Source organism: Serratia sp. UGAL515B_01 (assembly GCF_033095805.1).
GTDB lineage: Bacteria > Pseudomonadota > Gammaproteobacteria > Enterobacterales > Enterobacteriaceae > Chania.
The window spans coordinates 2484661-2508741 of sequence record NZ_CP109901.1; the positions used below are offsets into that span (position 1 = coordinate 2484661).

Genomic DNA, 24081 nt, shown 5'->3' on the forward strand with positions numbered 1-24081 from the left:
ACATTAAAAAATGAATAGCACCGTCCATAAATTAAATATAAACAGCTATGCCTAAAATAATTCGAGTTGCATGTAGGCGGTAAGTCTGAGAGTCGGCAGGAGCATAGCTCACTATGTTACGGGTGCGAACGGATAAAGCCAACACCCATGCAATTTGAAGACTGAAGGGTATATACCCAAAAAGTTTGGGTTACTGGTAGACAGTTGAGTGACATAGGTAAGCTAGGCTGTGTCCCTCAATTGCATGCGAGCCACGCTGGCGGTAATTTGCGCGCAGAGCAAGGCGTGAGCCGCCTTGATAACGGGTTTTTGGGTCTTCGACGGAACCACCGGTAATTGAGGGACACGGCCTAGGTGACTGATTCGATAAATAATGAAGGCAATCGGCATCCATGCTACGTGCCGTTTGCGGAGTGAGCGATCGTCCAGTTAGCTAATACCAGGTTGAGTGCCCTAAAAATGATCTACAATGACTCACGCCCATTGAGATAACTCACCCGGATAGGCTATATGAACCCATTAAATACCACACAGTTCTTCACCAGAGGCGGTCAGGAATGAACCCATACCCCCCTTCACTGCTTATCATCAATGGTAAAGGAGCCAGCAACGAGCAAGTCCGAGCCGCTGTGAACAAGTTTCGGAGTGAAGGCCTGATCTTGCATGTTCGCGTAACCTGGGAACAAGGGGATGCAGCCCGCTTTGTCATAGAAGCCCAACGGTTGAAAGCGGAAACCGTGATTGCTGGTGGCGGTGACGGCACAATTAACGAAGTGGCTACCGCGCTGCTAACACTGCCGATAGAAGAACGCCCCAAACTGGGTATCTTGCCGCTTGGCACAGCCAACGACTTTGCCACTGCCTGCTCAATTCCCGCACAGCCCGAGTTGGCACTCGCACTGGCTATCAAGGGCCGGGCAGTCCCCATCGACTTGGCAAAAGTGAACGACGATCGTTGCTTCGTCAATATGGCGACCGGAGGTTTTGGTACACGCATCACCACCGAAACCCCAGAAATACTCAAATCAACTTTAGGAGCCGTCTCCTACTTTATTCATGGCCTGCTGCGTCTGGATGCGCTAAAAGCCGATAGCTGCGAGATCAAAGGCCCAGATTTCTATTGGTCTGGAGAAGCGTTGGTCATCGGTATCGGCAACGGCAAGCAGGCAGGAGGTGGGCAGCAGCTATGTCCCGGCGCCCTGATTAACGATGGTTTACTGCAAGTGCGCCTGTTGACCACCGAAGAACTGCTGCCTGCACTGGTCAACTCCCTATTCAGCGGTGAAGAGAACAGCAACATAATTGATGTTTCGCTGCCCTGGTTGGAGATCAATGCTCCCCATGAAATCGCCTTCAACCTAGATGGTGAACCCCTAAAAGGCAAACATTTTCGTATTGAAGTGCTGCCCAATGCCATCGCGTGCCGCCTACCTCCAGACTGTGCCTTATTGAAATAATGACAGCTTAAGCGCAGCACAGAAACACGGGCTGTCCTTTCTTTCCTTTATTTCTATTCTCCTACCGATCAAGCCATTAATGTGATCCTCATTGGCAAATTTCAAAAATCATACTTGTATGGTAGTAATATCACATTTATTTTCGGGTATAGCTTATCGCCTTAAAACAGGATGAGGATGTCATGAAGATCATTAAAGCCGAGGTGTTTGTCACTTGCCCGGGAAGGAACTTTGTCACACTAAAAATCACCACAGAAAATGGTCTGATCGGTATTGGTGATGCCACCTTGAATGGCCGTGAACTGCCGGTTGCATCTTACTTGAAAGACCATCTCTGCCCGCAGCTCATCGGGCGTAACGCCCATCAGATTGAAGATATTTGGCAATTTTTTTACAAGGGTGCCTACTGGCGGCGTGGTCCAGTCACCATGTCGGCAATTTCAGCGGTAGATATGGCGCTGTGGGATATTAAAGCCAAAGCGGCCAATATGCCGCTCTACCAGCTACTAGGTGGCGCTTCCCGCTCCGGCGTCATGGTCTATTGCCACACTACGGGTCACTCGATAGAAGAAGTGCTGGACGATTATGCCAAACACCAGGAAATGGGGTTCAAGGCCATCCGTGTGCAGTGTGCTGTTCCAGGAATGAAAACCACCTATGGTATGGCCAAAGGGAAAGGGTTGGCGTATGAACCCGCAGCTAAAGGCCTATGGCCAGAAGAACAAAGCTGGTCGACAGAAAAGTATCTCGATTTCACCCCGAAGCTATTTGAAGCCGTACGCACAAAATTCGGCTTTGAACAACATTTACTGCACGATATGCACCACCGTCTCACGCCTATCGAAGCCGCCCGTTTTGGTAAAAGCGTCGAACAATACCGCCTGTTCTGGATGGAAGATCCCACCCCAGCAGAAAATCAGGAATGCTTCCGCCTGATCCGCCAGCATACGGTCACTCCGATTGCCGTTGGTGAAGTATTCAACAGCATATGGGATTGCAAGCAACTGATTGAAGAACAGTTGATCGATTATATCCGTACCACCATCACCCACGCCGGCGGTATCACCGGGATGCGCCGCATCGCCGACTTTGCCTCACTTTATCAGGTTCGTACCGGCTCACACGGTCCTTCAGATCTCTCCCCCATCTGTATGGCCGCCGCGTTGCACTTTGATCTCTGGGTGCCGAACTTTGGCGTTCAGGAATACATGGGTTACTCCGAACAAATGCTGGAAGTCTTTCCACACAGTTGGACCTTTGACAACGGCTATATGCATCCAGGGGAAAAACCAGGGTTAGGCATCGAGTTCGACGAAAAGCTGGCGGCTAAGTATCCGTATGATCCCGCTTACCTGCCTGTCGCACGCCTGGAAGACGGCACCCTATGGAACTGGTAAATCGAGGAGTAACAATGAAAAGTATTACCATTCAACAGCCAGAACAATTGGTTATCGAAGATCGTGCGCTGCCACAACCGCAAGCAGGAGAAGTGCGTATTCGCATTGTTAGCGCCGGGATCTGCGGCTCTGATGTGCATATCTATCATGGTCATAATCCGTTTGCCAAATATCCACGCGTTATCGGCCATGAGTTCTTCGGCCATATTGATGCCACTGGCGAAGGGATTGCACCTTCGCGTATCGGTGAGCGGGTTGTCGGTGACCCGGTGGTCAGTTGCGGCCACTGCTACCCCTGCAAGGTAGGCCGCCCGAATGTTTGCAGCGAACTGAGCGTTATCGGGGTACACCGTGATGGTGGCTTCAGCGAATATATAACTCTTCCGGCCAAAAATGCACACCGGATACCGGACAGTATCCCTGACGATAATGCGACTATGGTTGAGCCCTTCACTATTGCTGCCAACATTTGCCAGCAGATGGCACCCAGTCCGCTGGATGTTGCCTTGGTCTATGGCGCAGGGCCGATGGGGTTAACTACCATACAGGCCTTACGCGGCGTTTACGGCATAAAAACGATTATCGCTGTCGATCGCATTGACGAACGCCTTGCTATGGCAACAACCAACGGTGCCGATCGGGCGATCAACAACAGCCATATCGACTTGGCCAGCGAACTCAATAAGTTTGCTATTCAGCCAACGTTAATCATTGATGCCGCCTGCCACCCATCCATTCTGCCTGAAGCGATTGCCCTCGCCTCTCCCGCTGCGCGTATCGGCATTATGGGCTTCTCTGCCGAGCCTTGTGTCCTTAGCCAACAAGCGATCACCAGTAAAGAAATCACTATTTACAGTTCACGGCTCAACAGTAACCGTTTTCCACAAGTCATCGAGTGGATGGCTAACCACAAGGTCCACCCTGAGAAACTGATCACTCACCGGTTCGACTTTTCTCAGGTACTTGATGCAATGAAGATTTTCGAAAATGACCAAAGGCAGTGCTGCAAGGTTCTATTGAAGTTCTAGTCAACCACTTTTACCTGCCTGCGCCTTAACCTAACGGGGAACGGCGCTGCCAAAACTTGCTGTACTCAGGACAACCATTGCGGGAACAGAATAATGATAAATACTCACACTGATTATATTCAGCCTGAAAGAAGTACTTCGGATCTGGTCAAGGCAGCCGTTTCTGGCTGGTTGGGCACTGCACTGGAATTTATGGATTTCCAACTTTACTCACTCGGTGCGGCATTGGTCTTTCATGAAATATTCTTCCCTGAGCAGTCGGCCGCTATGGCATTAATACTGGCAATGGGGACTTACGGAGCAGGTTATATTGCCCGAATTATCGGTGCGTTTATCTTTGGCCGCATGGGGGACACCATCGGCCGTAAGAAAGTCCTGTTTATTACCATTACCCTGATGGGGATCTGCACCACATTGATCGGTGCACTGCCGACCTATGCCCAGATCGGGATTTTCTCCCCTTTACTGTTGGTGTTACTGCGCATTATCCAAGGGCTGGGGGCTGGGGCAGAAATCTCTGGTGCCGGGACTATGCTGGCGGAGTATGCCCCTAAAGGTAAACGCGGGATTATCTCCTCATTGGTGGCGATGGGCACCAACTGCGGTACGTTATCCGCAACCGCGATCTGGGCCATGATGTTCTTCTTCCTGACCAAGGAAGATCTGTTGGTCTGGGGCTGGCGCGTCCCTTTCCTGGCCAGCGTGGTGGTCATGCTGTTTGCCATCTGGTTACGGATGAATCTGAAAGAAAGTCCAGTATTTGAGAAAGTCAATGACGATAAAACCATCTCCAGTCAGCACGCCACTGTAACCGACAACACCTATTCGCTATCGGCAATGTTCAGCAGTAAATCTTTCTGGTTAGCCACCGGGCTGCGTTTTGGGCAGGCTGGCAATTCCGGTTTGATACAAACTTTCCTGGCCGGCTATCTGGTTCAAACACTGCTGTTTGAGAAAGCCATCCCTACCGATGCGTTAATGATCAGCTCCATTATCGGCTTTATTACCATACCCTTACTCGGTTGGCTTTCAGACAAGTTCGGCCGCCGGATACCCTATATTTTGATTAACCTCTCGGCCATTATTTTAGCTTATCCAATGATTTCGATGATTGTGGACAAAAGCCATAGCGTGAGCACGATTATGGTTTCCATTATTGTCATTCATAATATCGCGGTACTCGGCCTGTTTGCGCTGGAAAACATCACCATGGCAGAAATGTTTGGCTCACGTAACCGTTTTACTCGCATGGCAATTTCCAAAGAAGCCGGTGGTTTGGTTGCTGTCGGCTTCGGCCCCGTTTTAGCCGGTATTTTCTGCAATGTCACCGGTTCTTGGTGGCCAATCGCGATAATGATAATTGCTTATTCAATTATCGGTTTATTAGCAGCGATTATGATGCCAGAAGTAAAAGACCGTGATTTGAGCGAGGTTGAAGATGCTGCAGAAAGTACAGTGTTAACGGCAGCGACCAGCCTGCACAGCCTCTAAATAGCTACGCTTAATAGCGCTTCACCTTACGCTTGAGACAGATGAGATAATGCGGAATGGCTCTCTGTTCAAGCCCGAGGCCGGACTTTTAGGGCTAACCCGGCTAGACTAGGTGCCATAACGGCACCTAGCAAGGCAATTTGAAAGACGTTACTGCGTAGTTTATTACTTATCTGCTAGTATGGTGGAACTTATCTCTTAAGCCTACTCAGATTGTCGCCATGTCAGAACCGTACAACTTCACGAATAGCCTACCCATCAATCAACAAATCTATCATTTATTGCGTAAAGATATCGTCGATTGCACTATTCCTCCGGGCACGCTGCTTTCAGAAAAAGAGATCTCTACTCGATTTTGCGTATCGCGTCAGCCGGTACGGGAAGCATTTATCAAACTGGCAGAAGCTGGACTGGTGCAAATCTTACCCCAGCGCGGTACTTTTGTGATGAAGATTTCTGCCAAAAGGGTGGCTGATGGACGCTTCATTCGCCAAGCGCTGGAGTGTGCCATCGTACGACGTGCGGCCACGAATATCACACCAGAACAATTGATGGTACTGGAACATAACCTGCATCGCCAAACGTTGGCTGCGCAGAATGCTCAGATCAAAGAGTTTTTGGCACTGGATGATGAATTCCATCGTCTACTGACGCAGATCGCCAATTGCACATTGGCTTGGGACACTATCGAAACCATCAAGGCGACGATGGACCGAGTCCGTTTCCTCAGTCTCAGTGAAGTATCCCCCCCTGACGGTCTGATTCAGCAACACTACCTTATCTTTGAAGCCTTGAAAGCACGCGAACCAGATGCAGCAGAGCGCGCTATTCATGAACATTTGCAGGAAATGATTTATTCGATAGCGCCGATTACCCTGAAAAATAGCGACTGGTTTGAGGCTGAATAACGACTTTATAGGGCATGTTGACCGGGAGCAAACTGGTTCAGACGAGAGGCAAGAGATAACAAGCTTCCAGATAGCCGGCGCAAGTGCTGTTCAAATCGGTCTACGACCCATTTTTCGTTACGTTGTCGCCTAGCTGAAACTTGAGTGAACTTGGTATATAGTCTTGGCGTATCAAGCACAGAGTAAATGAAAAGGTGTACTAGATGGAACCTATGGTAAAAATCAAATCAAACAAATGTCGTCATGGTTCGTTTTCTTTTCCTGCTAATGATCTTTACGTCGGCCGATCGATGGATTTATATGGCGAGTGGAGTGAGGGTGAGGTAACGATGATGTCGCGCCTTATCTCACCCGGAGATTGCGTTGTGGAGGTTGGGAGTAATTTAGGTACACATACAGTCCCCCTGGCACGGATGGTGGGAGAGAGTGGTTCCGTTATTGCTTTTGAGCCACAACGAATGATTTTTCAATTACTGTGTGCCAACTTGGTCAACAATGGATTGACGAATGTCTGGGCATATAACTCAGCGGTCGGAAGAGCGACGGGTACAGTAACAGTGCCTGAAATTGATCTTGGGGCCACGTGTAATTTCGGTTGCATTCGAGTAGGTTCCAAGAATGGTACAAAAACGCCTATAGTCACGCTGGACTCACTCGAGCTAGAAAAGATAGATTTACTGAAAATTGATGCAGAAGATTATGAACCCCAGGTTTTACTAGGTGCTTACGAAACCATCGAACGACTTTTGCCTCCAATATTTCTTGAGTATAACCATCACATGAGGGAAGAGATTAACAAAGTACTCAGGCTTTTTCCTTACCGTGCTTGGACATTCGATGAACCTCTATTTTCGCCAGAAAATTACCGAAAAAATACAGAAAATGTATTTGATAATACGTATTCATTTAATTTGTTACTGTCAACGGACTCAATTGAAGGCGTCACTGATACATTGCAGGAATTATCCTTGGAATAAATTGCCACCGGCTTGATAAACATCTTAGCGCGATCAGGGAAGTCAGGGTTCAAACCTCCTGCCGAATTTTACTCGGCAGTATCGTCGACTACCCCGCACTTCATCATCTGGGGATACGCACAAATAACACGCATATCACAGTCAAAGGCCGATGGAGATAACTTGGTCACACAGTAAGTATATCAGTCCAGATGACCTTGCCACACGACAGGGACAAGGTCACAAGAACATTCAGGCAGGAGACTCTGATGAGTAACAGCACAGCTCTGCTCAGTTTCGCCCGTGAAACGTTGGAGATTGAATTGGCCGAAGCACAGCGCCTGCTGGCTCGGTTGGATGACAATTTTGTCCATGCCTGCGAGTTACTGCTTGCATGCCGTGGTAAAGCGGTGATCTCAGGTATCGGCAAATCTGGTCATATTGGCAAGAAAATAGCCGCAACGCTTGCCAGCACAGGCACACCCTCATTCTTTGTTCACCCTGCGGAAGCGTTACATGGCGATCTAGGCATGATTGGCAGTGATGACGTGGTAATTTTCATCTCTTATTCTGGCCGCGCCAAAGAGCTGGATCTGATCCTTCCTCTACTAGCAGAAAGCAAGGTCCCGGTGATCGCCCTCACTGGTGGTAAAGAATCACCACTGGCATTAGGAGCAGCCTGTACGTTAGATATCAGCGTTGAGCGTGAAGCCTGCCCAATGGGTTTAGCCCCAACGTCCAGTGCAGTCAACACCTTGATGATGGGGGATGCTCTAGCAATGGCACTGATGCGTCAGCGGGGATTTAACGCAGAAGATTTCGCTCGCTCCCATCCGGGCGGAAACTTAGGCGCTCGGCTACTCAATCGCGTACATCATTTGATGCGTACCGGCGATCGCCTACCTGTGGTCAGTGAGAATGCCAATGTGGTGGATGCGATGCTGGAATTAAGCCGAACCGGCTTAGGATTAGTGGCTGTATGCAATTCTGGGCAAAAAGTGGTCGGCGTATTTACCGATGGTGACCTGCGCCGCTGGCTGGTGAAGGGCAATAGCCTCAATGACCGCCTGGATCTGGCGATCACCCGCCCCGGTTACCATTTACCCGAGCAATGGCGAGCCGGAGAAGCGCTAGAAGCACTGCATGAACAGCACATCAGCGCAGCTCCAGTTGTCAACATCGACGGCGTTCTGGTAGGCGCAATCAACTTGCACGATCTGCATCAGGCCGGAATTAGCTAGGCTTGGCTTCACTGAAAACGGCCCTACCACCAGGCATGAAAGTGGTGCACCGGCCCAATCCCCTGCCCAACTTCCAGACTGTCTGCCTGTTGTAGAGCATGCTGCAGATAGTCTTTGGCTGCCGCGACAGTTTCTGCCCAATCATTATAGCGCGGGCGTAGAGCAGCCAGTGCAGCCGATAAAGTACAACCCGTACCATGTGTATGCCGAGTTGCCACACGAGGCGCACTAAAGCGCTGCTCGATATCAGATGTGAATAACCAATCGGGGCTTTCCTCTTGGCTGAGATGCCCTCCTTTCATTAACACCGCCTGGCAGCCCATTGCCAGCAAAGCTTGCCCTTGCTCACGCATTTGTCGTTCATTCTCCGCGGGCCGACAGCCCAACAACGCGGCAGCCTCCGGCAAGTTAGGGGTAATAATAGAAACCAAAGGCAAAAGTTCGTGACGGATCGATATAACCGCTTCAGGCACTAGCAATGCATCACCGCTTTTTGCCAGCATGACGGTGTCCAATACCACATAAGGAGGCAAGTAGTGACGCAACCGTTCAGCCACAACCCTGACGATATCTGCGTTCGCCAACATGCCTATCTTAATACTGTCGATACGAACATCACTAAGTACAGAATCCAACTGGGCAGCAACGAACGCTGGATCGATATGATATACCGACTGCACACCACGGGTATTTTGTGCAACCAAAGCTGTGATCACACTGGTGCCGTAAGCCGCTAACGCAGAGAAGGCTTTCAAGTCTGCCTGAATTCCTGCTCCGCCGCTTGGATCGGTACCAGCAATGGTTAAGGCATTAATCCGTTTGATGACAAATCCTCCTCTCGTAATTGGTAAAGCACATCCAGAAAAGCAGCAGTAAAACTTCCTGGTCCAGAGCAACTGGCCGTTGCTCTTTCACCACACAACGCCATCACGCGGCAGGCGGTCGCCACGTTGTCCAGCCGTTCTCCCGGCAAACAACAAAAGGCCGTTACCACGGCTGACAAAACACACCCCGTTCCAACCACGCGCGTCATCAACGGATCACCGCCGGTGAAGGCCCAATCGCGCTCACCGTCGGTGATATAATCCACAGCACCGCTCACTGCCACTATCGCCCCACTGCTGAGTGCCAATGCACGTGCTGCAGGTAATGCCTCCAGCGGATCATCTTGGCTATCGACACCACGCCCCTGGGTTGGCAAACCACTCAAGGCCATCACTTCCGAGGCATTACCACGAATTGCCGCTGGCCTCAGAGTGAGCAGATGTTGGGCAAAGCGAGTGCGATACTCGAGACCACCAACAGCAACCGGATCGAGTACCCAGGGCTTCTTCGCCTGATTAGCTGCGTCTATCGCAGCTAGCATGGCTTCGGCTCGAGACTGATGTAGGGTGCCGATATTAACCAATAGAGCATCAGCCACGCGACTGAACTGCGCTGCTTCCTGGGGCTCTACTACCATTGCGGGAGAAGCACCTAATGCAAGCAGCACATTGGCGGTCAGTTCCTGTACCACTTCATTGGTTAGACAGTGTATTAACGGGGCGTGTTTTTTAAATAGACTAAAGCAGGCCGTAGCGCGGGTACGGGGCAATTCATCGGGTCGAATAAACATGTTTCTCCCAACCGGCGTTCAAGAAGGCAGGTATCGGTTGAGACACCAAGACTTCCCTACGCTGGCATTATCCAGATCAAGTCATTTGGCGTTGTCTCATGAAACACCAAAACGTCTCAAATACCAATAAAATCAACACTAAAACAGATAGATGCTATATCAATGTGTCTCATGAGAACTCTAAAAATCCCAACAGCCTTTTGGTATAATTTGGGTACATAGGAAAAACTGGATTATACCAATGCTAAAAACAAAAACCGAAGTTCAGCGTTTCTCTGTTCCAGAAAGCAAAACCATGAAAAAGGAAAACGTGTTCAACAACGGGCTAACCGGTTTGTATCTGGTCGCTCGCCGAAACCCCTCTGGCGTTATCACCAAAAGTTGGAGATACATTCATGGCAAGTTCGACATTACGTTAGGCACCTTCCCTGCAAATACTCTAGAAGACGCTCGCCAATGGCACTGCCTGCAAGTTGCTAAAGTGAAACGAGGCATAGCTCCGGGCAGAGGAGACGCTAGTCTACCAGTAGACATGAATGCCCTCTTCACTGACTGGCTGAAAACAAAATGCCCAGAAGCCTCGAAAGCAAATAGGCAATCCATCTGGAACAAGCACTGTAAACCCCTTTACGAACTTCCGCCTAACAACCTGACCTATCAGCATGTGTACTCATTGCTCATCGCTCTGGGGCCAACCAATGCGGCACATAGAGCATGCCAGATTGTTCGTGCCATGATGTTATACGCCTTCCAAGCTCATGGTATAGAAGGCCAACCAGGGCAGCCAGTATACGTTCCTCAGAAATTATCTGAAGCACATGATCGAAAAACCGTGGCTGCCGTTATCGGTAAAGTTCGTGAAAACTGCCTGAGTACAAAGCAGTACTACACTCTCTGGCACAGCCTTGGTGATACTCCATCACATGCAGCAATGCGTTTTCTGATGGTTACAGGGGCGAGGAAGAGTGAAGTAACGAAGATGACATGGTCCGAGCTGGATCTGGACGCTCAAATCTGGACTCTGCCTGCCACGAGGACAAAAACCCGGCAAGAACGCATCTATCCACTCCCAGCGGTACTCATTGAGTTGTTAAAGGAATGGTCTTGGACTCGAAAAGGCAGCGATAGCCTTGTTTGGGGCTACATTGGTGAGACAACGATGGCACATTCAGCAGAACGCTTACGCCCGGTGGTTAACAATGATTTCACGACACATGATATTCGCCGCAGCGCGGCATCATTGATGAGTGGTGAGGCAGGTATTGATCCGATGGTTGTTGATTTGCTGCTGGGGCATAGTGTTAAGGCAGTAACGTCCAAGATTCTTGCGACTTATCAGCCGAAGGCTTTTCAGGATAATGTTAATGCTGCTTGGCCTGTTTGGTTTAAGTGGTTTCAGATTAATATTATAGAAAAAAAACATAACCAAGATGAATAATAATGTATTAACGCTCCCACTTGATATGAGAGCATTTTTTCTCTTGCAACGTATCACTCGACACCGCACGACCTGCGCCGAACAGTGCGTACTGGCTTGGCACGTCTTGGATGCCCCAGTGAGGTCGCAGAGGCCGTTTTAGGCCATTCCCGCAAGGGCATTGAAGGCACCTATGACCTCCACCACTATGAGGCTGAGTGTAAAGAGTAGCTGTAAAAATGGGCTGATTATCTCGATACGTTGAAAGCGTGATTTTCTGTCGATATGCCTCAGTCAATGAGTTAAGCACGTCATTGGCTCGCAGCAGTACTTATCACAAGGCGTTGATGGGAAAGATTGAATGTTCTTGCATTGGATGGATGCAGGTATATAATTTTCATACTTCGAGCTGCGTGTACAACTTCTTTACCTTCCTGCAACTTGAATTGCTTTTGATTATTATACCCTGATAAAACTCCATTTCTAGTCATTCCCTCAGCCCAGTTTAGGGTAAACCCTTGGTCTGATATGGAAGATGAGAAGCCGTTAACAACAAAAAGGAATTTTCTATGTCAGAAACCACCCAATCACCTGTAGAAGCGTTGCGTTTTCCTTGTACTGTATTCAGAACGCAAAAACGCATGGATGATTACGGTGCTGATGATATGCGGTGTGGTGACCTTAGCGAAACGCAGTTAAAAAATGATTTTAAACTGAATGACGTGTCAAGCAAGGTTAGCCCGTACACCCTAACGTTGGCCAAACAGCTAAAACCCCGATCTTATGGTTATGGCTTTGAGGCTGATACGGATCTGAAAAGCAAGAAGATAACACGGCAGGAATGCGCTAATATCCTTTTTGATGAGTTTCGTAGCCTCTCAAAGCAAGTTTCTTTTTACGGCCCCTACCAGAAACTTATCGGAAAGATGATTGACCATATGCAGAAAGGTAATGGTGTGCCGTTTAGGGATATGTTGTTAAATGCAGCGTTAAAAGAGCAAATTCTTGAGGATAAAACGAAAAATAGCTCCTTTCTACGTATCAAAGATGCTCTAAGTGAACATATTAATTGGAAAAACAAGTGTTATCCGGCAGATAATAAGATCGACATCACAGGAGCTATAAGTGGTGGTATGCTGCCAAAATTTGACAGGTTGCAGGATAGAGTTAACGGACTAGGTATTACCGTACACGATATATATGCAGCACATATCACTATAAGATCTCTACAGATTGATAATGACCGTTACCGGGCTGTTGTCCATTATAATGTTCAAGATCACTTTGGACTAGATGACGATGATATTAAAAAATTTCGCAATTACTCTTTATTATTTCGTATTTGGTTCGTACTACAGCGATTCAATCAGTTTGCTTATAAACCATTCATGACTAACATGGAAGCCACTGTAGAGATTACAGGAGTTCGTAATGAAAGGTAAAATTTATATTAGCGCATTACTTATTGGTAGTGTTCTGTTGGCTACGTGGTTATGGTTATTACGACGCCCGGTAGATATTGTCGATGTCCATCAAAGAAATAAGTATAGTGATGTTTTGGTAAGAAGCTTTCCCTTTACAAATAAAGGGAAAATCGATTGGTGGTTAGAAAATAAAAGTATTTTAAAAGATAAATATAATATCCCTAATCCTGATAAGGAAGGCTTCTTTTCTGTTACTTTTTGGGATTATGGTGATGGTTATAAAGAAGATAAATATGATAGACTATGTTTCGATGATATGAAAACCGATAAAAACTGCATAGATAAAAATTCGATTTTCTCTGTAAGGAGCACTAGGGATAATGGTCTTATTTTTATTTTGGATGATGGGAAATATTTGCTGCAAGAAGATAGTAAACTAATCAAGATACAATCATATGAAAATTAAGGATAGGCTGCTTATTTCAACAATATTATAATACTAAATATACGAAATTTTATTGTATCATAATGCCATTAAAAGCGGCTAAGCGACAATAGATGCACCAGCCGCTGCTCATCCAAGGTAAATTGCTACGATGCTTGATTTTTCAAGACAATCTTCAAATATGGATGCCGCCAACTTTCATCAATCAAGCGGTAAGAAATAAACCCATCATGCTCTAACGCGCATATCAGACCTGGATGATCGCGTACAAATTGGTAGACCGCCAAGCTTTCCAAGCCTTGCAGCATATGAGCCAGCAGCTTACGGCGCATTACATCACTCCTCCGCCGTGTACCCGTTGCCACGCACTTGTAAGGTCTGCTCCACCGCATTTGTAACACAGCGCCCGTAGCGGTTAGTTTTACCAGTAGCTTCATAAGTGTCCAGTAATCTAGCCAGATCGTGCTTGAGTGGCTCTAGGTGCTCACGCCAGCGCAGGATCATACGTTTGGCTTTAGAGCGTCCGAACTCCTTTGTTAACAGGCGGACAGTCGCACTTTTGAAGGAAAGGCTGACATACCCAGAGTTGAACACACTGGCATACCTAAACTGCTTAACCAACGCTTCATCTACCCTCAATTTCTTGCAGATCACTTTTGAATCCAGAAGCCGTAAGCTACGGTCTGAAAAGTCGATAGACCGCAGTTCATGGCGCAGGATCTCAAGCTGGCACCCCTTTATATCGTAGTTGTAACCCTTGGCAAGACACGCCCATTTCATTTTGGATGGTAGGTTTTGGAAGCCAGTCCCGATTTCGAACGAGCGACCGCCAATTTTAGCTGATTTGTATGATTGTCGGTACGCAACAACCAAGGGCGTGTCTGAAATCAGATCTACGCCTACTTACGTCAGTGCAACGGCTCTTATTGCTATCAAGAACGTGGTGACAGAGAGTAAGAAATGGCGAATAACCGCGTTAATCGTTATTACTACTTCCTTGCTATTCAATTTACTTGTATTGCTTTTAGATGTGTTTCATAAGCAATTTGACGCTTATCTGGAGTCAATATCATGATGATGAGGGTATTTTTGAGCTGTATTGCTATCCTTGCTCTGTCTGGCTGCGATACCGCCACACCTAAATGCAACAGTGATGATGCTAAAAATCTGGTGGTTGATATTGCCAGAAAACCCTACATAGCAGCCAGTCAACGGGAATCTGACTATGATATGCCATCAATCACCATTAATAATATGAGGACACAACAGTATAACGCCAAGTTAGATATTTACTTGTGTGAGGCTGATATTAGTTTAAATTATGCAAAATACACCGCGCTTAACTCATCTAAACCGATAACCTACCGTATTCAAAAGACCGATGACAATAACGGTCAGTTTTATATTAACGTATTAGGATTATAGTTTATAGGCGGCTGTCCATTGGATAGCCGTCAGTTCATTTATACCCCTCTGAATTTCATTTCACTTTTTCTAGTAATGTTGAGATAAATCCTATGAAAACCTATTATGTGGATGGTAATGTTTGCTATTTGGATTTTCGATTACCTACGTCACTAAAAATTCCAGGGGGCGATCTTGAAGTGAATATATTCACTTGTAACCCAGAAATGATAGATGAAAGCCAGCTACCCGGTATCAATAGTGGTGTTTTATATGAAAAAATATCTTCCGCAGACGAGTATACATCCTATGATTATTACGTGGATTTAAATGTTATCGTCATAGACAGCAAAGAAAGTGAGGTTTTTATTGATCTTGTCGACGCATCGAAAGCCATCAGTTTTATTCTGGTAAGTAAAGGTTATGACTTCAATAGAGATGTTAAGGGTACATATGTAATCAAATGTTGGGATAATACATCGAGTGTATTGTATCATGCTGTCTGTGTTGCATTTTATGCTGGTGTGCTTAAGAAAGTATCCAATATTGATTAAGGTGAAACACTATGCTCTCAATAAAAGTAAAAGCCATAATCGCAGTTCTCATCACGCTTATCATTGTTGTTTTATTATGGTTATTTCAATCAGACGATGAAGCGCCAAAAGCACCACATACAGACAATAGTACCCTCTACGTTCAATCAAACTCCCCCGGTGAATGTCGGGCGATTATTACGCCTATATTGGACAGTAAAAAGTCGGCATCTACTGAAATCCCTTGCAAAGTACAACCATGATCAAAGAAGTCAACGATCCAGTTTGAATAGAAAGTATCTGGGTAGTGTTTTTATACCACCCAAGAAATATAATGATCCGATAAATTTTTCAATTAAAATTAATGAGTAAACCGATTACAAGGAAGTACCGAGCTCTTTAAGTGCAAATTTGCCTCGTTCAGCTACTGAAGGTGATGGGTCGGACGCCAGTATTTTGGCAAATATAATGGCTTGATCCCCCAGGTTTTCCAACTCCCTGATAAGCATTTCTCCAGCAACACGGCGTACAATTGGTGATCTGTCAATTGTTGCCATTTTTAAGTTATCCATGAACGGTTTTAAAACAGGAATTGAACGTTCTTCTAATGAAGGAATGAACTTTCCTTCGCCGTATACTTTATCTGTCCACAGCCATTTTTTTCCATTACTCCAAACGAATCTACCTTCAAATTGGCAGCGATATGCTTTTGCCCGCAAGGATGGTTGAATAGCTGATTCCGCAATATCTATTAGAGAATGATCTAGTGCATTAGTACGACCAACTTGTGCCAGTATAGAAGACATTGGTCCTGATGTGGATGTTATAAGCCGCTTCTTAAGAGATGTTGCCACTTTTTCTAATGATATAATCTGCATTAGCACCTGTTTCTCAGCATCGCCCATTCTGCCCCAAGAGTCCCAATAGGGGAGTGTTATAAATAATACATCGACGATGATCTCTGGATTTGAGGTTTTTGCTATCAATGGCAGTGCGTCACATGCGGCTTTTCTTATCTCGGGAACCCAATCATTAAGGCGACGCACAGCCAAAGCAAAGAAAAAACTATTTGGCGCGGCTTCTGATAGGTTTTTTAATGCCTTTTCTCGTATGAAGCCATCACCGTGGCATAGGTCTACCCAAGGGAAAGAAAGCTTAGGTCTGTCCCAAAATTTCCAGTTTGACTGTTTAGGAACTTGAAGTGCAGTATTGAGCTGCCAGCGAATCAAACGTTCCCAAATTTCCAGGTTTGTTAAAGGTAGCTTCGAGGTTGCAGCCACCAACATAGATATGTCTATTACAACGCTATCATTCGAATTGGTTGAGTTGGCAAATTGCTTTACAGCCGCAACAATTTCTTGCTCATGTTTTTTCTGCTGCAACATGGGATACTCGTACTCCTAAAATTTGAAATCAGTCGTATCAATGGTGTCGATTGAATTAAATTTGTTGATGGGTTTGGGTAACTTGAGGACATGTTTTATCATTTATGTACACATATGCAACCGAGTAGTGTTGATCTACATTGCGTTGTCAGTTGCATTCGTTGACAGGTTTAACACGTCTAACTGGCTTGCAGGCGCTATACAAGTCCAATCTAAGCTAAAACCTCATTGACAATGTTGAGGTAGTAACGTTACCACATTCCCTCTGCAATCAGCGGTTAGACTGCTGGCTGTCAGCGCATCAACAACGATCTGTGTATCACCAGTGACCTTAAATGCAAGCTGTGTAATTAGACGCCCATCACTTGTGAAAGCTGATTGTAACGCGACCTTGACTACACACAATGCAGGCTCAACGTCATCAAGAGTCCCGGAATCCCATTCAACAGACGTTACCAACTCATTACGCCAACCCAACGTTTTTAGGCTCTCAAGTGTATAAGTCAGCCTAAAGAGATCATTTTGTTGCCGCAGATCGCCACTGCATGAGCGCCAAACATACTCAAGATGAGATTTAAGCTTGGCTCCTAAGCCTTGTTTACGGCCTTTGTCCAACAACAGTTGAATATCAATCGCCACTGTTTTGGGAAAACGCTTCTGTTTTTGAGCAGTCGCTAGCCAACGAACGATAAAAAGGTGCTCTGCCATTGGAGAAGCTACAGCACCGTCCTGAATAGCGGTCTGTAATGCAACGAGAGCACAGAAAGCAAGGTGAGCAAGGTCGTGGGTGGTTTGGTCAGGAGGTGTTACCATTTATGCCACTAAACGGGTTAAAATTGATGTTAATGGTATCTAGGCTTGGTGGCAGTGGCAACCTCAAATGAGTGAGGGTAAGCTAGGCGCATCTACTGGTAGCTGTTAAGCTGGTGCTATTAGTAACTATCTGAAAATCAGACACTTAATAAAGTGTAGGTTAAAATTCAACTTTCAACTAAAGATCCTAAAAACACTATTAAAATCAAAGATAAAAATTTAAGGCGTCAGTAATGCAAACCTAAGCTCCTATACATCCTTACTGGGTAAGTAGCTTGGAATTGAGCAAAGCATGATGGATAATTTGCATAAAAATCGATCTGGGTACGCAGATGGGTACATGTATTTCCTAACCTTTATAAACACTAGTTAGAGCATAATCCAGATCAGGTGGTACGGGTATTTCTCAGCCTTCACGAAGAAGGGCACCCCGAGTCAATGCTTGCTATTATTAGAGCTGTAACGATTTAGGTCAATCAAGGCTTTTGAATAAGATAACAGGATCACAATCAAGTTATCTCACCCAGTGAAGCGCCCGCTACCAAGCTCTTCCCTATCTCAGCTTGTTGCTTCAGTAACCCGGCACAATGCGCTATGACCTGAACTTCCATTTTCATCGCTTCCATAACGGCGATCGCTTGCCCTTCCTGAACCGTTTTACCCTCCTCTACAATCCAGCTGTGAAATACACCGGAGATAGGGGCCTTGATATGGGTTTCATTATTCAGGGTCGTTGTGGATATATCCTCCCCTTTACTTGATGGCATTGATGTTAGACCACGGAACCAGTTTGCAGGTAACCCTAGTTGAACACGACGACCGTCCAGTTCAATCCAGTTACGGATTAAAGCTTCATCAGATTTTGGTATTTGACGCGGAGCAAATTCGATACGTTCCGCAAAATCGGTTTCAATCCAGCGGGTATGGACAGCAAATTGTTCCGTGAAATCGGCATCAGCCATCACTGCACGATGGAATGGCAGCACCGAAGCTACCCCCTCAATTTCAAACTCACGTAGTGCACGGCGTGCCCTGACTATCGCCTGTTCGCGGGTACTGCCGGTAACAATCAGTTTGGCCATCAATGAATCATAGCTACCTGGGATATTTGAACCCGTCCTAACGCCGCTATCAAAACGAATACCTGGACCGCTCGGCGCGCGAAACCGCGTGACTATACCAGGGGTTGGTAAATAGCCTTTCCCAGCGTCTTCAGCGTTTATGCGAAACTCAAAGGAATGGCTACTCGGCTTGGGGGTTTCCTGAATACTGAGCGGCAATCCTTCGGCAATACGGAGCTGCTCTAAGACAATATCAAATCCGGTGGTCTCTTCCGTGACCGGGTGTTCAACCTGCAGACGAGTATTCACTTCGAGGAATGATAGAGTACCGTCGCGGCTCAGCAAATACTCCACCGTTCCCGCACCTATGTAACCGGCCCGAATACAGATATCTCGCGCCGAATTATGGATTTTTAGACGCAGCTCATCACTAATAAAGGGAGCGGGAGCCTCTTCAACTAACTTCTGATTACGGCGTTGCAAAGAGCAATCACGCGTGCCGAGAACCACAACGTTACCCTGCTTATCCGCAATAACTTGTGCTTCAATATGGCGTGGGCGATCAAGATATTGTTCCACATAGCATTCCGAGCGTCCGAAAGCAGTCTGTGCTTCACGCACAGCAGAATGATAAAGCTCCTCCACTTCATCCCGCTGCCAGACAACCTTCAGGCCGCGCCCACCTCCGCCAAAAGCCGCTTTGATTGCTACCGGTAAACCATGCATCGCAACAAAATCCAATACTTCAGCAACGCCGCTTACCGGGCCAGGCGTACCCGTTACCAAAGGCGCACCAACCGCCATAGCGATTTTTCGAGCCTGTACTTTATCGCCAAGATTTTCGATCGTTTCCGGCTGAGGACCAACCCAGATAAGCCCAGCGGCCTGTACCGCACGAGCAAATTCTGCCCGCTCGGAAAGGAACCCATAACCAGGGTGTACCATGGTCGCACCGCTACGTCTGGCAATATCCAACAGTGCATCGATATTCAGATAAGTGTCTGCCGGGCTGACCCCAGGCAAAGCCCAAGCTTCGTCGGCCATGCTGACATGTAACGCTTCGGCATCTGGATCGGCATACACAGCCACAGCTTTAGCGCCGTAGTCCCAGCAGGCACGAATTATACGGACAGCGATCTCGCCACGATTGGCGATCAGGACTTTATGCGGAGAGGTAGTCACTGATGTTGTTCCTTGTTAATTCGATAAAGGGTTGAATAACATTAAACCGGATTGCCGCTCCAGGAGGGATCTGCCCGGCTAAGTCGAGATGATATTCTGCTACGGTAGCGATGACCGGATAACCACCAGTAAGGGGATGATCGCGAAGGAACAAAACTGGCTGACCGCTTGGCGGCACCTGGATTGCCCCGCAACAGGCCCCTTCACTCGGTAACTCCTGACGTTGACTGCGTACCAATGGTTGTTCCCCTGTTAGGCGCAAACCTATGCGATTGGACTGTGGTGTCACCAGCCAAGCTTGCGTAAGCAAATATTCAACAGCCTCCGAAGTGAACCAATCGGTGCGTGGGCCAAGGATAATATCCAGTGTGACAGTCTCATCAATGGCTGGCAGCTCCGTTATAGGATGTTCATCGAGTAGTACCGCTGTATCATGCTGACGAGGGCAAACCGGCAAAATATCTCCAGTGCAAAGCGGAGCAGGACCAATTTGAGCCAGCGTATCCCGCGATGCGCTGCCCAGGCTTTGTTGCACTACAAACCCATAACGCACCGCGAGATAGCTACGTAAACCACTAGGTGGTGTAGCAAAATGGATCTCGTCCCCGTCGGCCAAGTTAAGTGGGCGATAACTGTCAACGGGATAACATTTGCCGTATGAGTCATAGAGAGTTAAAGGGCAAGGAGCCCCCGTGACACTGATTACTACATCGCCGTTAGCACGTGCCTGGAACCCCCCCTGAGTGATTTCCAGGCATGGAGAATTAATTGGGTTTCCTACAATACGGTTGGCCGTGTGTAACGCTCTTGTATCTGTCGCCCCAGATCTTGACAATCCCATTGATGATTTGCCAACGCGTCCCGCATCCTGCCATAAGGTTTGCAGACCAGTAGCAAGCACTGTAAGCGTTGGGCCTTCCACAATGGACTGAACATTCGGGACAGTTTGTACAGGTAAGAAAACTGTTTTTCCTCCAGAGTTATTACTCACAAACTGCACCTGCATGCCGGGTAGCAACAACGCGGGTTGTTGGCGTGCCATGTCCCACATTTTTAACAGCGTTTGGCCGATAAGTTGCCAGCCTCCAGGACTGGCCCGCGGATAGATGCCGCTGAACTCCCCTGCCAGAGCGACAGAACTGGCAGGTATACGAGTACGTGGGATACGGCGGCGAGGTATTTGCCATCCTCCAGAATCTGAGACCATATAGGCAAAGCCTGGTGCAAATCCAGTAAATGCCACACGCCAAGTCGCTTCCTGATGTCGGCAGATCACCTCTCTGATGCTGATACCCATTTCTTCGGCAACAAAGGGGAGATCCTCACCATTATAATGAACCGGGATCACCATAAGTTGGGAGCTATGCGAATTACCTGGCGTCAGTGGTCGGCTGGCGATCCGTTTGGACAGCTTGAACATACTGGTTTGTTCAGGATGAAAACAAATCAGCAATGTGCGCGCTGCTGGAATAATTTCCTCAATACCAGGCTCAGGAAGTGTCGTGAGAGACTCGAACAGCGCCAAGGTATCGTCAAGAGACACGAGCTCTACTAAAAAACTGCTTAAGTTTACCGTTAAAAATCTCATTCTTCCCCCAGAGCAAACGCATCAGGTGTATCGAAAGCGGTCATATGATCGTTCGCCAAATCAAGCAGGTCCGTCCGGGTAGGAAACAGGCTTACCTGATACCAATTGCACAAGGTTTCAGGAAATTGTGCTGGCGAACACAAGTGAAAACGGCAGAATCGCTTCGGCGCCACTAACCCGTTTTGGTATTGAGGCATCACGAACCATGACTTACCTATCGAAGGTAAAAACAAATCAATATCTTGTATTTTTTAAACAATGTTAAGGAAATCGAAAATCGCGCTAACGGATTGCACACCCATGTACCAGGTGAACGCACAAGTTATTAGTCCTGCCCACAATAACCAGCGCGGATAGCGGTAACCCTTCATCAAATCAGCACGTTTCCAGCCCACATAAATAAATAGGGTCATACCGAGAGGAAGAATTAACCCATTGAAACCGCCAGCAAAGACCAGTAACCCAGCAGGCGCAGTGCCAAGCATCAGAAAAATAGCCAACGAAATGGCAATGAAAATCACTGTGGCCATATTCCGCTGACGTTCAGTCATTTGCTTGTGAAATACCGTCATGAAGGTAACCGAAGTGTAAGCGGCACCAATCACGCTGGTGATCGCTGCTCCCCAGAAAATAAAACCAAAAATGCGGACGCCGAAGGAACCTACTGCGTACTCAAAAGCCTGCGAAGCAGGGTTAGACTCTTGGCTTGAAAGATCCAATACCACACCGCTAGACATCGCACCCAGTACCGCAAGGAAAAGGATATAACGCATCAAGCCAACCACCAGTATCCCTTTGGTCGCGCCAGAGGAAACGGCCTTAATATTTTCCACGCCCCCCATGCCTTTATCCAACAGTCGATGCGCGCCCGCATAAGAAATATACCCACCAACCGTACCACCGACGATAGTGGTGATCATGGCGAAATTAATCTCATCGGGCAGTATGCTTTGGCGAAGCGCCTCACCAACCGGGGGATGAGAGACAAAAGCTACGTACAGTGTCAGAGCGATCATGGCTAACCCAAGAACAATCATCAGACGATCCATGGCAGTACTGACACTTCGTGAAGAGAAAATATAAACGGCCAACAGCGCACTAAGTCCTCCACCCCATTTTGGGGAGAGGCCAAACATGGCGTTTAGTCCCAGCCCTGCACCGGCAATATTCCCGACGTTAAACACCAGCCCCCCCAAAATTACCAACACGGCCAATAGGTAACCACTACCTGGTAGGGCTTCGTTGGCAATATCCGAAGCTCGCATCTGCGTTACCGTCACCATACGCCAGATATTCTGCTGGACTACAAAGTCGATAATGATCGAAGCCAAAATACCGAAGGCAAATGATGCGCCCATGACAGCGGTAAAAGCCGCTGTCTGGGTGATAAAACCAGGACCAATGGCCGAGGTTGCCATTAAAAAAACTGCCGCAATCAACGATGAGCGTCGTTTCTTAGCAAAGGATTTAATTTCGATTTCTTGTTCTGCCATCTGAACTCACTCCGGTTTTTATTTAGACTGGTGTCACCGCAGTCCCCAAAATCTGTCATCCACGCTGAGAGCAAAGCGGCCTTATGTTCAAGTTCAAAAACACAGACACAAGCTTTTGGGGGCTGATCCGCGGAGCTAAGGCATTTGAGAGACACAGCATGTAGCCAGCGAATCATTGGTTAATGCATTTTGTTAATCATTTATTTAATTATTGTTGAACAATAATCTATGCATTGTTAATCAATTAGGCAAGCCCAATCAGGCGGCAGGGAATTAAAAATTGATGTTGATCACTTTTTGTCATTTCTTATCTCACAGAAATGGATAACTCTCGTTCAAAAAAACAATCAAAATAAGCAATAACCCATTGAATTAAATAAATTAATATGCAAAAATCGCCGTTCATATAATCACAGTGTCGTGTAAAACTTCATGAAAAAAGATGCCCCCCCGCAGTTGCTGAACGAGAAAATGGCAGAAACCATCCGCCAAAAAATCATCGCGGGTGAGCTGACACCAGGTATTCGGTTATCTGAAACTTCTCTCAGTGAACAACTCAATATTTCACGCAATACATTGCGTGAAGTGTTTCGCCTGTTAACTCAGGAAAGATTGTTACATTACGAACCCAATCGTGGCGTTTGTGTCGCCGTGCCGGATATGGCTGCTATTCGTGATATCTATCGCATTCGCCGTTTGATTGAGTGTGATGCCCTGATACACGCATACCCTTTTCATCCATCAGTAACGCAAATGGAAAAAACTCTTGAGGAAGCCCGAGAATACAGCCATGCCCGTGACTGGCGAAACGTCGGCACAGCCAATATGAAATTCCATATTGCGATTGTTGAACTTGCCGATAGCGAGCGGCTTACACGGCTGTATTGCAATATTTCTGCCGAGTTGCGTCTGGCATTCAGCTATCTTAACGATTTAGAATTATTCTACGCGCCCTACGTTGAGAAAAATGCCCATATTCTGACTTTACTGAAAGAAGGGCAAAATGAAAAAGCCGCCAAGGCGATGGCAGAATATATCGAGCTTTCTGAGCGAACAGTACTCGCTGCATGGGCACGCCAAAAACAGTCCACGTGAGTTCAAACTGCATGGTTTTCAAACAGTTTATTATTATCAAAACACTGCCAACTGAGTGACGGCTTGTATTTTAGACTATGTCCCTTGGCTACATTCTCATTTCCCGCATTAAACACTATATAATGCCATAAAAAACCATCTACATTCA

The 24081-nt window shown here is 47.0% G+C and carries 23 protein-coding genes and 1 pseudogene; 14 read left to right on the forward strand and 10 right to left on the reverse strand.

Annotated features, from left to right (window positions below; genetic code table 11):
• Window positions 1–557 precede the first annotated feature (557 nt).
• From yegS to gutQ, 7 genes are all read left to right on the forward strand, one after another.
• Window positions 558–1457 (forward strand): lipid kinase YegS, encoded by a 900-nt coding sequence (gene yegS / locus OK023_RS11125; RefSeq protein WP_317692791.1) that lies wholly within the window; start codon window positions 558–560, stop codon window positions 1455–1457.
• A gap of 182 nt (window positions 1458–1639) precedes the next feature.
• Entirely contained in the window at window positions 1640–2854 is a 1215-nt protein-coding gene (gene manD / locus OK023_RS11130) for a D-mannonate dehydratase ManD (RefSeq protein WP_317692792.1), read from the forward strand.
• Window positions 2855–2868: 14 nt separating this feature from the next.
• The gene (locus OK023_RS11135) at window positions 2869–3882 is read left to right on the forward strand and encodes a Zn-dependent oxidoreductase (RefSeq protein ID WP_317692793.1); all 1014 of its coding nucleotides are present in this window, start codon (window positions 2869–2871) and stop codon (window positions 3880–3882) included.
• A 93-nt stretch (window positions 3883–3975) separates the two neighbouring features.
• Window positions 3976–5373, forward strand: coding sequence for an MFS transporter (locus tag OK023_RS11140; RefSeq protein WP_317692794.1), 1398 nt, complete (start codon window positions 3976–3978; stop codon window positions 5371–5373).
• A 221-nt stretch (window positions 5374–5594) separates the two neighbouring features.
• Entirely contained in the window at window positions 5595–6281 is a 687-nt protein-coding gene (locus OK023_RS11145; protein WP_317692795.1) for a GntR family transcriptional regulator, read from the forward strand.
• Between the two features lie 203 nt (window positions 6282–6484).
• On the forward strand, window positions 6485–7258 hold the full coding sequence (locus OK023_RS11150; RefSeq protein ID WP_317692796.1) for an FkbM family methyltransferase: 774 nt from the start codon (window positions 6485–6487) through the stop codon (window positions 7256–7258).
• Window positions 7259–7506: 248 nt separating this feature from the next.
• Window positions 7507–8478, forward strand: a complete 972-nt coding sequence (gene gutQ / locus OK023_RS11155) for an arabinose-5-phosphate isomerase GutQ (protein ID WP_317692797.1) — start codon at window positions 7507–7509, stop codon at window positions 8476–8478.
• 23 nt (window positions 8479–8501) lie between these two features.
• On the opposite strand, the gene thiD is transcribed toward gutQ, so the two are convergent.
• Window positions 8502–9302: a bifunctional hydroxymethylpyrimidine kinase/phosphomethylpyrimidine kinase gene (gene thiD, locus OK023_RS11160; protein WP_317697661.1), complete on the reverse strand. Its 801-nt coding sequence runs from the start codon at window positions 9300–9302 to the stop codon at window positions 8502–8504.
• On the reverse strand, window positions 9281–10093 hold the full coding sequence (gene thiM / locus OK023_RS11165; protein WP_317692798.1) for a hydroxyethylthiazole kinase: 813 nt from the start codon (window positions 10091–10093) through the stop codon (window positions 9281–9283). Before thiM ends, thiD begins: the two co-directional genes overlap by 22 nt.
• Before the next feature lie 241 nt (window positions 10094–10334).
• On the opposite strand from thiM, the gene OK023_RS11170 reads away from it, so the two are divergent.
• The 4 genes and pseudogenes from OK023_RS11170 to OK023_RS11185 all read left to right on the forward strand — a co-directional run bounded on the left by OK023_RS11170 (window position 10335) and on the right by OK023_RS11185 (window position 13400).
• Entirely contained in the window at window positions 10335–11531 is a 1197-nt protein-coding gene (locus OK023_RS11170) for a tyrosine-type recombinase/integrase (protein ID WP_317692799.1), read from the forward strand.
• Window positions 11532–11585: 54 nt separating this feature from the next.
• Window positions 11586–11741 (forward strand): annotated as a pseudogene (locus tag OK023_RS11175) (integrase); the annotation flags it as partial.
• 338 nt (window positions 11742–12079) lie between these two features.
• On the forward strand, window positions 12080–12952 hold the full coding sequence (locus OK023_RS11180; protein WP_317692800.1) for a YPO3983 family protein: 873 nt from the start codon (window positions 12080–12082) through the stop codon (window positions 12950–12952).
• On the forward strand, window positions 12942–13400 hold the full coding sequence (locus OK023_RS11185; protein ID WP_317692801.1) for a DUF943 family protein: 459 nt from the start codon (window positions 12942–12944) through the stop codon (window positions 13398–13400). Before OK023_RS11180 ends, OK023_RS11185 begins: the two co-directional genes overlap by 11 nt.
• Before the next feature lie 125 nt (window positions 13401–13525).
• On the opposite strand, the gene OK023_RS11190 is transcribed toward OK023_RS11185, so the two are convergent.
• Window positions 13526–13711, reverse strand: a complete 186-nt coding sequence (locus OK023_RS11190) for a hypothetical protein (RefSeq protein ID WP_317692802.1) — start codon at window positions 13709–13711, stop codon at window positions 13526–13528.
• A 4-nt stretch (window positions 13712–13715) separates the two neighbouring features.
• Window positions 13716–14033: a hypothetical protein gene (locus OK023_RS11195; protein WP_317692803.1), complete on the reverse strand. Its 318-nt coding sequence runs from the start codon at window positions 14031–14033 to the stop codon at window positions 13716–13718.
• A gap of 417 nt (window positions 14034–14450) precedes the next feature.
• Here OK023_RS11195 and OK023_RS11200 point away from each other — a divergent pair, with 417 nt between their 5' ends.
• Both OK023_RS11200 and OK023_RS11205 read left to right on the forward strand, forming a co-directional pair.
• Complete coding sequence (locus OK023_RS11200; protein WP_317692804.1) at window positions 14451–14804, forward strand: hypothetical protein; 354 nt, start codon at window positions 14451–14453, stop codon at window positions 14802–14804.
• 92 nt (window positions 14805–14896) lie between these two features.
• Window positions 14897–15337 carry a hypothetical protein gene (locus tag OK023_RS11205; RefSeq protein WP_317692805.1) on the forward strand — a complete coding sequence of 147 codons (441 nt, stop codon included), beginning with the start codon at window positions 14897–14899 and terminating at the stop codon, window positions 15335–15337.
• A gap of 356 nt (window positions 15338–15693) precedes the next feature.
• On the opposite strand, the gene OK023_RS11210 is transcribed toward OK023_RS11205, so the two are convergent.
• From OK023_RS11210 to OK023_RS11235, 6 genes are all read right to left on the reverse strand, one after another.
• Complete coding sequence (locus OK023_RS11210) at window positions 15694–16701, reverse strand: hypothetical protein (protein ID WP_317692806.1); 1008 nt, start codon at window positions 16699–16701, stop codon at window positions 15694–15696.
• Between the two features lie 225 nt (window positions 16702–16926).
• A complete protein-coding gene (locus tag OK023_RS11215; protein ID WP_317692807.1) occupies window positions 16927–17514 on the reverse strand; it encodes a DUF2913 family protein in 588 nt (195 codons plus the stop codon).
• 509 nt (window positions 17515–18023) lie between these two features.
• Window positions 18024–19757, reverse strand: a complete 1734-nt coding sequence (locus tag OK023_RS11220) for an acetyl/propionyl/methylcrotonyl-CoA carboxylase subunit alpha (RefSeq protein ID WP_317692808.1) — start codon at window positions 19755–19757, stop codon at window positions 18024–18026.
• A complete protein-coding gene (locus OK023_RS11225; protein WP_317692809.1) occupies window positions 19738–21345 on the reverse strand; it encodes a 5-oxoprolinase/urea amidolyase family protein in 1608 nt (535 codons plus the stop codon). Before OK023_RS11225 ends, OK023_RS11220 begins: the two co-directional genes overlap by 20 nt.
• Window positions 21342–21542, reverse strand: coding sequence for a hypothetical protein (locus OK023_RS11230; RefSeq protein ID WP_317692810.1), 201 nt, complete (start codon window positions 21540–21542; stop codon window positions 21342–21344). The genes OK023_RS11225 and OK023_RS11230 overlap by 4 nt, the downstream gene beginning before the upstream one ends.
• A 54-nt stretch (window positions 21543–21596) precedes the next feature.
• Window positions 21597–22838 carry an NRAMP family divalent metal transporter gene (locus OK023_RS11235; RefSeq protein ID WP_317692811.1) on the reverse strand — a complete coding sequence of 414 codons (1242 nt, stop codon included), beginning with the start codon at window positions 22836–22838 and terminating at the stop codon, window positions 21597–21599.
• A 432-nt stretch (window positions 22839–23270) separates the two neighbouring features.
• Between OK023_RS11235 and OK023_RS11240 the strand changes: the two genes are divergently transcribed.
• Window positions 23271–23933: a GntR family transcriptional regulator gene (locus OK023_RS11240; protein ID WP_317692812.1), complete on the forward strand. Its 663-nt coding sequence runs from the start codon at window positions 23271–23273 to the stop codon at window positions 23931–23933.
• Window positions 23934–24081: the final 148 nt, after the last annotated feature.